The sequence below is a fragment of the Priestia sp. 10L35 genome, assembly GCF_056395685.1.
Genome location: NZ_JBFTKA010000029.1, coordinates 1 through 10,071, shown reverse-complemented (window position 1 = coordinate 10,071; position 10,071 = coordinate 1). Strand labels below are relative to the sequence as shown.

Sequence of the window (10,071 nt, the reverse complement as noted above, 5' to 3'; positions counted from 1 at the left end):
ACAGAGACTGCCATTCTTTCTGAATTAGAAGCCAACAATGCCGGACTGATTTCAGTATTTAGATTGCTTTTAAAAGGAGGCGTTAGATATGAAGAGAAAGAACCCAGTAGTAGTTAAGTTAACAACAAACAGACAAGACGTTGTAGGCGTAATTGAACCTACTTTTGTAAAAAGCACTTTAGATGATAAAGGAACTTACGGTTTGTTTGACGGCCCTACAATATTGGATTCAAAAGGAAATGTCCGCATCATTGCTACGAAGGAACCAGATGAGGATCTTTATATTATTTAGTTCAATAATAAATGTCATTCACACATTTGTCAGCTTAAGTATATTAAGAAGATGATGAATGTCGCTAAAAGCTAAATCTACGTAGATTTAGCTTTTTTCGTATCTTTAGGATTATGTAAAGTGATGAATGTAAAACGATTTCTCAGTTAAGTTTAAGCACCTTTTCATTAGTAATTCTACTCTATTAATTTAAGTCGAACTACTCCTAATAGATCACGAAACAGGATTCTAAAGAAAAGTCACCCATTTCCAAATTTTATAATTAGTGAATGAAGCAAAGAAATATTAGTTGGATTTCAACACTATTCAAACAAAGTTATTTTCAATAATAAGGTATAAAATAAACATATCCATACATGATAAATTCGTTGTTCTTTTACGCTTCAAAAGGCCAAAAAGGTAAACTTTCTTTTCGCACGTCAAAGACTGTCAAGGTCCTCCTATATGGCATTATGATTACACGGCAAATTTACCGATTTATTGTAAAGTAGTTAAATTATATATTCGAAGATATTGATTAACTTTTCTATTACGAAACTGTGTCCTGTAATTGCTTATCTTGTTGTAATAAAGCTTGCTCCTGTAGTGTTAAGACTTGTCCTAGATCCTGCTTCAGCAGCGCTACTTCGAACGAACTGTACGTAGAACTGTGCTCTTGGAGCAAAGTTTCTTCGTCTGGTGTTAGTTCTTGCCCTAAATCTTGTTTTAATTGAATCATTTCAAGCTGCTTATCTAGAGAGAGAGTTGTATCTTGTGTACACTCTTTTTGCTCCTGTTCAGCTTGTAACCAAGCAGGAACCATTTCCTTACGGATGATCTGTTTAGGCGTAAATAGGGTTGTTTCAGCTTCAGTATGTATGTCTGACCCAGATGCTTGTTCTTCTGTATTCCCTTTAAGTAAATTCATAAATTGATTGTAAGCAATTTGATAAATAAGACGGCACATGTCATCCAGTGATAGGGTAGTACCCTTATGATTCGCCTCATGGACATATTTATCTAAACCAACAATGGCTGTATAAGCGACTTCATGTACCTGCTCTTTGATAATCTCAATCTCTGTATCTCGTTTTACTGCTTTTGCAGCATTTTGAATACGAGCATAAAAGTCTTTTAGTTGATGACCATATTTTCCTGCGTACACATGATTTACTTTCTTAGGAACACCTTTGATATAAGCAAATGACTGTGAAGCAGATATTAAATGATTATTTAAATGATTTTTAGGTAAATCAAGGTTAATAAAGGGGGACGACGTTTTTTCGTCCTCAAAGCTTTTTGTATCAACGTTTTCAGTACTTTCTGGACTTGTCACAGGAGTTGTCACAGGAGTTGTCATTTCTTCTTGTTGAAGCGTTTGAATACCTGTTGTATCGTGTGCAAAAAAGATTTCCTCACAAATTTGATCAAAGTTCTTATGAGTTTTAAGGATAAACACATAGCTATCAGGATGAGCACCTGTTGTATCTTCTTTGATATAACGTGCCACGATTATAAACGGTGTTTCCTTTAATGATTTTACAAAGCGAGAAACGGTACTTTGAGATACATCAAACTTTTCCATAAGTGTCTTTGAGTGAATTGCTTGAATACCTGTGGCAACAAGGTTATAAATTACGTAGTCTAACATTTCCATACGTTTTTTAGGGAATACTTTATGTAAAGCTTCTCGTTGTTGTTTAAAGTAAGTACGAAGTCTTTCTATAAACGCTTCTTTCTTTTTACGAAGGGTCGGTGTTTCTTTCCATAACCATTTAAATCGTCCATTGAAGGTGTTTACATCGGGTAAATAGCAAGTCAAAACCTTGTTCATCTGTTCATCTTCTCCTTTAAGGAATACAAAAAAGACACTGTCTCCCTAATGAAAGGAAAACAATGTCTGGATTTAGATGAACGAAGCCCTTGAAATAGATGTCAATTTCATATAAAATAAAACCATAAGTTTTATCTTATCGATAATGAAACTATTAACAAGAGACTTCGACAAGTGTTTTCCCTACCGTAACTAGGGGGAACGGTTTAAGGGTGCTGTAACACTACTTAAACAGTTGAAGTCTTTTTTCTATCCGCACGTTTTTGTTAGTTTCATTATAGCGTTAATTAGTCTCATAATTCAATAAAAATTAGCAAAATATATCAAAACAAGTATTTTCAGCTGTACTCTATTCTCTATTTTTTCAGGAGTCGACTTCATCATACCTAAATTTATAGGATCAGAGATGATGTATTTTTTAGTATTGTAGAAAGAAGATTTACTCACTGAAGATAAGGTGCCAAATCTCATGTATCGTTAATTCAATTTTTAACAAAGGTAATTTTTCTCATTCAATTAATATAGCTTTATAAGCCTCATACGTTGTTTCTAAAGGTTATATAGGCCTTTAGAATAGTTTTACATTGTTAAATCAATTTTAGGGCTCCTAGCAATCTTTTAGAGCATTAGCATTAATCATAAGCCTTTGCCCTTTCCTTACGTACTAAACGCAGCAAAACTAACAAATCATACGTATGAAAGCACGAAAGTTCATTAAAAGGCTTCTCAACGTCCTCTAAAACCACAAATTCTTTTAGTGTTGGTCTTTTTATATTTAAATTAGCCCCACAAAAAGAGCAGATATTTTCTAATCCTTCTGTCCCACAATAACTACATATTAAGCTATATTCACCTCATGTGCTAAAAGGAAAAGTAGGCTTAAGCCTACCTAGCTAGCCTTAAAGGATATTTTAGCCTTTAAGATTTTCCTTATCTAGCCGTTTTTGTCTTTGATTTACAATACGTTCACTTACAACTTTTTTGGCAAGCTTAGTTTCTTCTAACTCTTGAAGGTCCGTTGTCATAATTCCCTGATAGCCATGGTGAAAATATAATCCATTCATAAATTCAATAAGAATTTGTGTGTTTTTATCGGCACTATTTGTTCCTAATCGAATTTTTTTAAGTTCGCTTTTTAATGCATCATTGAGATTTTCACTAACGGTTTCCGTAATGTAGTCTAACGACCATTCTTTCTTTTTTTCTTCTCGATACTTTTTACAGATATCCATAATTGCTTCTCCTGGGAAACGAAGTTTATGTTCAGCCATATAATCTTGGATGTATTGATCCGTTTCTTTATCAAGTGTAATCATACGTCGTTGTGTTTCCATTACTCCTCCACATCTCCCATCAGTTCATAGATAATATCATTCATCTTTTCAATTGATATCGCACATTGTTTTATCATTTCGATGTTCTGATCAATGATAGCTTCTAATCTTTTTTCTCTTTCTACTTGTTCATCAAAAAAAGCTAATACTTCAAATTGTTCTTTAAGAAATTGTTGGCGAGACATCCCATTTCCTTTCGCAAGTGCATCAACTTTTTGCATAGCAACCGGATCAATATTTCGTAAAAAGATATCCATGAAATCATTCCTTTTCTATCAGATTGCAAAATTTCCAGTACGAGTAGAGAAGAGCATAAGGGGTTTTTGATATCACATGGCTGTGATATGCTGGGCAAAGCCCAGCACCACAACGTTTTCACCTCGAAAAAAGTGGTACCACGAAAACTTCCAGTCTGTCGACCTGCTGTTGACCTGAAGAGTGAAAAAAACATCTAATGTTGACCTAGTGTCGACATCAAATCTTACACCTTTTTGCAATTGTTGACCTACTGTCCACTTAACGTCCCCTCAACTTTTATGAAGTTTTAACGAGTTTTTGAAAGATTTCTTGATGATAATTCGTGAAATTTTGAGAAGAAGTCTGGGTAATTTTTTTATAAAAATCGATTGCTTCTTTCATCGAAGAAACGTTTAATTTTTGTAGAATGCTGCGTCTCTGAGTTTTAATTGTGTTCTCTTCTTTGAACAAAATATCTTGCATTTCTTTAACAGAATGGCCATCAAGTGCGAGAGCAAAAACGTCTTGTTCAGATGACGTAAGTTGTTTCAAAAAAAGTTTTTCTTTAAGCATCTGACATTCTTCTTCAACACGTTTAAGACGATCTACTTCTTGTACTAAATCAGAAGCAACACTTAAAATATTTTCGATACCTATCAATAATTTTTCGGTTTGATCCATGATAAGACCCTCCTATTTTTTGAGGGCAACCCATGTTATAATTAGAGTCTATATTGAGTGTTACATGGGGTGCTTCCTTTGCAGAGGAAGTGCCCTTTTATTTTGCTTTCTTTTACTTCGTTGAATCTTTAAAGAGTTCTTTCTCCAAAAGTTGAACAAGAAAATCTTTTTTGCTCACACCTTCTTCAATGCATCTCTTTGCAAATTCTTTAAATAATTCTTCTGGAATATCAGCATTTAAACGCTTAAATCCAGGTTGTGTTTTAGGCATAATATTCATCGCCCTTCATTTAAGTGCGCACTCATTTGAGTGCTAATTAGAATTTTAAAGGATATAAATTCCATAGTCAATAGAATTCACCCATGAAAATTTAATACTATTTCTATATGGATTTTTTTAAAGCTTTTTAGAATTATTCATCTTAATATTCATACTCTGATAAAAATATAATTTTATCAGAGGTGGTAAATATGCCCACAATTGGAGAACGTAGAACTATAAAAAATGCTTTTACTGTAGAAGCTCATGCAAGTGGGGGGATGGATCCAACTACAGATAATCCTCCTCCTGAAGAATACTTTCCTGACGATGGGTGGGTGATTATAGATTATAAAACACATGAAGAAACACGAAGAGGAGATGCAACATTTAATGTTGGATACAAACCAGCAGGATATAGAATTATAAATACAGATGATATTGAAGGTCGCTTTAAAGGCCGAGTTGAATGGCAATATGCACAAGTATGGGGGAAAGCAAATTGGGATACAAAATGGAAGAATACAAGAACCCAAATTGAAGAATACCAAAAACTCACAAGACGAATAGTTGGAAGTGCTCGTGCAAGAGGAGAAAGGTTTGGTGCAGGAGCTAGTATACGTGTAAGAGTAGAAGCTATTATTGAATATGTAGGAACAGCTGCAGATGCTGATCAATATGTAAATCAGATTTTAAATTCCATCTCTTTACCTAAATTTTATTATTTTTCTCCACGTTGGAATGGAGCCCATACAGGTATAAAAATAGAGCATAAAAAAACTGGTAACTCAGAATGGAATTACGAAGCTTATTTTTCAAATAATGATATTAATTCAACAGTTAATATGGTTTATCAGGGTCATGCAAAACTACCTCCTGGCACATATACATTTAAGCCAACACTCCGAACAGAAGGTGCAGCTAGAAATGTTGAAATTTCTATTGTAGAAGGGAGTGGATTAAATACTTTAACTTATACGTTATCATCTAACAGCCAAGCACTTCAAGTTTCCTATACTAAACAGAAAGGAATTGAAAGTGATATTTATACAACAATAACTTGGAGAGATAACAGATCTGAACCAATTATATTAGATGGTAGTTTTACTTTCCTAGATCATCCCTAAATAAGTCTTAAAAAATTATCTTATTCATATATAAGTTTTTGTTACATTCTGCAGTATTTCAGATTTCCCCATGTGTTTAATGCATAAATTTTCAGACTGAAAGAGATGTAAATCACATACAAATCTAGTTAACATAATGAGTGTTGCCAGAACAAAAAGCCGTTAGAGTTATAGATCTAACGGCTTTTTCAATACCAAAACATGTCCAATCCTTCTCAAAGCTATAGCATAAACTGATAATGATATGAACTTACTCTTATGAAAGGATGATTATCATAAACAAGGACAAGTACTATATACTAACATCCAAAAATGGAAAGTGTTATTTGATCCCTCTTACCTGTAAAAAAAGTAAAGGTAAGAAACATAAAAAGACGTGTCTCAAGAAAAGCAAATGCACAAAGTGTCAGCAAACATGTCTGAAGAAGTGTTTGAAAAAGTGTAAAAAGAAGTCTCTGAGGAGTTATCATATAATCCAAATCCCTGTACCTAAACCTGCAGGAATTTCAGATCTACCAAAATATATCTATTTTCAAATTTCTAATAGCTTTACCGATAAACAAGAGCAACGAATTAAGGACGCCATAGGTGATGTATTAGCTCAATGGGCTCGTCATTTTATTGAGAAATGGGCTGGAGGTACAAATGCAGGTACTTCACAATTAGCAGCCTGTACTAACCGTTATGCGACCAAAAATTTCAAACCTGTATGGTCCAAATCCTCCGTTCCGAATGCCATCGCGGCTACCAACTTAGCGATGAACCAATTGACACAATTAATTAGAGACAATGGCTTTAGAAAATCACCTCCAGCTACCATAGATCCTCGAAGTTCCACTACCATATACGCTCCTACAGCTTCAAGTAAACGTAGAATTCCATTATCTCTTCAAATCAACCCTAAACAACTCGATAATTCTGAATTCACAGACTTGAAAGTTGCTGGATCTATGCTTCACTCGTGGCTTCATCGTGCAGGTTGGACAGATCCTAAAACTACAAGCTATTTCATTTCCGAATGTCCTATGTGCGTTATGAGATTTTACAACCCTAAAAACCCAAATGTACGAGACTCTAGTTATTATAAATTTTTTGATTAAGTTTAAAGGTCATAGACTAGGAATAAATGTATATCATATTCATTCCTAGTTAACATAATCACTCTTTCCGGAACACATCAAAAAAACGAGCCCTTGGTACACAAGGGCTCGTTTGCTTTTTAATTTTATCGCTTATGCAGCTTTTTATACATCGTTGATTTGACAAGCATCTGTGAATAGAGTCACCTTAATTAGATGTATAAAAACAACATTTTTTATACATCTAATTATCTAATTTAATTACCAGGTTTACCATGGAGGGAAATTTTAGAGCTTGCAAATTTTATATATTGAGTAAACGGTTAAAACATTCTATTACTAATTGATTAATTTTAAGGAAGGTCAATCTTAGATCAATTGATAAACTAGTATTACAAAAACATTTGGAAATAGTGTAATACTAATAAGTTTCCTAGCTAGTATATTATGGACGGGCTATGAAACGCTGAATTATTCTCTAATAGTTGTTTCTTTTATATGATAGGATTATAGGGTTAATATAGCGAAATGATTATATAACGTTTTTATAACTCTATTTATAATCCGTTATATAACTCGTTTTGTAATTCCGTTATAAGGGAAGGTGAAGTTATGGATGGGTTACAAGGAAGTCTTGAAGCCCTTTATTCTCCTGGTGAAGTAGCGTCACAATTAAATATCCAAAGACAGACAGTAACTAAGTACGCTAGGATTTTCGAATCAGAGGGTTTTGTATTTCATAAAGATGAAAAAGGTAACAGAGCTTATACCGATACAAACATTTCAATGTTTAGAAGAGTTACAGATATTAAAAACAGACCTGGTATAACCCTTGAAACGGCGATAAAAGGTGTTATACCAATGTATATGAAAGATTCTATAACTCCAGACGTTACAGAAGTATCTACTGAAAATGAATATTATAATGACGTTACAAATGAAAAATTAGACATGCTTATGCAAGCTCTTGCCGAACAGCAAAAATTAATATTGGAGCAAAACAAAAAAATTGATTCTCTTCAGAAACAGTTAAATGAACATAGGCTTGATGTGAAAGATAGAGACATTAAACTGTTAGAACATATTAGAGAACACCAGAAAGAGAGAAAGGAAGAAATGTTACTAATTGCTCAAAATGAAGTAGCAGCTGCTAAACAAGAGAATCAAAAAAAAGGCTTATTTGCTCGTTTATTTGGAAAATAGGACAAAAAGGAATAAAAAAATGTAAAATGCACAAGGCCTGGTGATCATCCAGACTTTGTGCATTTTACATAGGTAGTTTAATTAGAGGTGAACTAATAAAACATAAATTTAACTTAAAGTTAAAGCTGATAACTAATTAAACTTAAGTTTAACTACCGTTATATAGTAGTTATAAATATAGATTTAATGTTCAGTGAAGTTGTCATATCTACACTTTCTTTATAGAGTACTGGAATTATTCACTGGTCATGGAAAAAGGACGTTACATAATGGTTATGATCTTAATAATTTCCTCTTCGACATTAAATTCCCTTAAATTGAGGATTTAAAATAAATTTTGTAGAACTAATTCAAGTTTATTATTAGTGTACTAAGGTTTTATGTAACTAAATATAATCTTCACTATATTTAGTTACATATTCGTATTTCATCGTCTTTGGGAGAAAAATGAATTTGTAAATGAATTACGAATTTCCGAAAAATATACGGGAAACTCCTAGTAATCGCTTACTAGAATGGGAAAATATGATAGAATTGAAACTAGGAAAATAGGAGGAGATGCATTTGGAAAAATATAGGGTTTTTATAGGTTCCTCGGTTGAAGGATTAGAAGTTGCTCACGCAATTCAATTGAATTTTGAGCATACCTGTTATGTAGATATTTGGACTCAAGGTGTTTTTGAACCTTCTAGCTCGACTTTAGATGATCTTATTAAAGCACTGAGTAAATATGATTTTGCTATATTTGTTTTTAAGCCTGAAGACGTTTCGAAAATAAGAAAGGAAGAGTATGCAACGGTAAGAGATAATGTCATTTTCGAAATGGGCTTATTTATAGGAAAGCTAGGCAAGGATCGAACATTTTATATTACCCCGAGAGGTGAAAAATTTCATCTACCTACGGATTTAATTGGATTTAATCCTGCCAGTTATGATCCGAATCACCCGAACCTTGAAGGTGCTTTAGGGGCACCGTGCAACCTGATTCTCAGAAAGATGCAGGGGTTAGGAAAGCTAACCTAGTTGTAGGTAGAAAATAATGAAGAAACCACTAATTTTTGTTGCATGTTCAGATAACGGTATTCAAATTGCTAATGAACTTCAGGTTAATTTAAATCAATTTTCTTATCCAATCCTAGAAAGTCAATGCATAGGGCATGGGATGAAAGATAAAAGGGATACTATAATGGATGCATTAAAGAAAGTGGATTTTGGAGTTGTAATTCTCACTGCTCAAGATATTAGCAGTGGAGTGGAAAATGTAGCCTTTTTAATTGGTTTGATATGTGGTACACTAGGGAAAAACAGGTACGTAGTACTGACTGAAACCGGTATACAGCTGAATCAGGTTACAAAATACCTGAACGGCATAGAACCTCTCAGGTATGATACTGGACACCCAAACCTTGTTGCAGCTCTTGGTCCTGTAGCGACCAGGATAAAACAATGCTTGAATGATGTTGGAGGTAAAAGAAAAATACTTGATGACATCGACCGACGAAAAGAACTGTTGAGGGTAGCATTGGATAGTTTTAGTTGTAGTACGCAGGTTTATGACCCAGTTTTAGCTGAGCTTATTAAGCAATTTAATTGTAGCGTAAACAACCTAGTTAATGCAGATATCCGTGGGGCTACATTATTTGCCTTTAACGGAAAGGAAGAATTACATCAGATAGGTTGTTCTGGTACATTAAAATCTAATCATTGTTTTAACATTTCTGAAAAAGATAAATATGTAGTAAAGTGCTATGAACAACAACAACTTGTTCTGGGAGAGAAGAAGGACTTATACGATGATGAAGACTCTTCTTTATATGAGTACATTTTTTGTTGCCCTATAAATAATGTCGCTATATTGACGGTTCACATTATGACTAATCAACATATAGATACTCATACAGAGACTGCCATTCTTTCTGAATTAGAAGCCAACAATGCCGGACTGATTTCAGTATTTAGATTGCTTTTAAAAGGAGGCGTTAGATATGAAGAGAAAGAACCCAGTAGTAGTTAAGTTAACAACAAACAGACAAGACGTTGTAGGCG

General features: G+C 33.7%; 11 protein-coding genes. 6 read left to right on the top strand and 5 right to left on the bottom strand.

Translation table 11 applies throughout. From position 1 onward, the window contains the following. Positions 1–88: 88 nt before the first annotated feature. Positions 89–292 carry a hypothetical protein gene (locus tag AC1DEF_RS28745; RefSeq protein ID WP_477727722.1) on the top strand — a complete coding sequence of 68 codons (204 nt, stop codon included), beginning with the start codon at positions 89–91 and terminating at the stop codon, positions 290–292. A gap of 529 nt (positions 293–821) precedes the next feature. On the opposite strand, the gene AC1DEF_RS28740 is transcribed toward AC1DEF_RS28745, so the two are convergent. The 5 genes from AC1DEF_RS28740 to AC1DEF_RS28720 all read right to left on the bottom strand — a co-directional run bounded on the left by AC1DEF_RS28740 (position 822) and on the right by AC1DEF_RS28720 (position 4,628). Next, on the bottom strand, positions 822–2,105 hold the full coding sequence (locus AC1DEF_RS28740; RefSeq protein ID WP_477727721.1) for a replication protein: 1,284 nt from the start codon (positions 2,103–2,105) through the stop codon (positions 822–824). Between the two features lie 911 nt (positions 2,106–3,016). Beyond that, entirely contained in the window at positions 3,017–3,439 is a 423-nt protein-coding gene (locus AC1DEF_RS28735; protein WP_477727720.1) for a hypothetical protein, read from the bottom strand. Next, positions 3,439–3,696, bottom strand: a complete 258-nt coding sequence (locus AC1DEF_RS28730; protein ID WP_477727719.1) for a hypothetical protein — start codon at positions 3,694–3,696, stop codon at positions 3,439–3,441. Before AC1DEF_RS28730 ends, AC1DEF_RS28735 begins: the two co-directional genes overlap by 1 nt. A gap of 277 nt (positions 3,697–3,973) precedes the next feature. Next, positions 3,974–4,357 (bottom strand): response regulator transcription factor, encoded by a 384-nt coding sequence (locus AC1DEF_RS28725; protein ID WP_477727718.1) that lies wholly within the window; start codon positions 4,355–4,357, stop codon positions 3,974–3,976. A 112-nt stretch (positions 4,358–4,469) separates the two neighbouring features. After that, positions 4,470–4,628: a YlcI/YnfO family protein gene (locus AC1DEF_RS28720; RefSeq protein WP_477727717.1), complete on the bottom strand. Its 159-nt coding sequence runs from the start codon at positions 4,626–4,628 to the stop codon at positions 4,470–4,472. Positions 4,629–4,828: 200 nt separating this feature from the next. Here AC1DEF_RS28720 and AC1DEF_RS28715 point away from each other — a divergent pair, with 200 nt between their 5' ends. From AC1DEF_RS28715 to AC1DEF_RS28695, 5 genes are all read left to right on the top strand, one after another. After that, positions 4,829–5,743, top strand: coding sequence for a hypothetical protein (locus AC1DEF_RS28715; protein WP_477727716.1), 915 nt, complete (start codon positions 4,829–4,831; stop codon positions 5,741–5,743). A 431-nt stretch (positions 5,744–6,174) separates the two neighbouring features. Continuing rightward, complete coding sequence (locus AC1DEF_RS28710) at positions 6,175–6,843, top strand: hypothetical protein (RefSeq protein ID WP_477727715.1); 669 nt, start codon at positions 6,175–6,177, stop codon at positions 6,841–6,843. Between the two features lie 591 nt (positions 6,844–7,434). Beyond that, on the top strand, positions 7,435–8,025 hold the full coding sequence (locus tag AC1DEF_RS28705; protein WP_477727714.1) for a MerR family transcriptional regulator: 591 nt from the start codon (positions 7,435–7,437) through the stop codon (positions 8,023–8,025). Between the two features lie 564 nt (positions 8,026–8,589). After that, positions 8,590–9,048, top strand: a complete 459-nt coding sequence (locus AC1DEF_RS28700) for a TIR domain-containing protein (RefSeq protein ID WP_477727713.1) — start codon at positions 8,590–8,592, stop codon at positions 9,046–9,048. A gap of 16 nt (positions 9,049–9,064) precedes the next feature. Next, positions 9,065–10,039 (top strand): TIR domain-containing protein, encoded by a 975-nt coding sequence (locus AC1DEF_RS28695; protein WP_477727712.1) that lies wholly within the window; start codon positions 9,065–9,067, stop codon positions 10,037–10,039. The last annotated feature ends 32 nt before the right edge of the window (positions 10,040–10,071 follow it).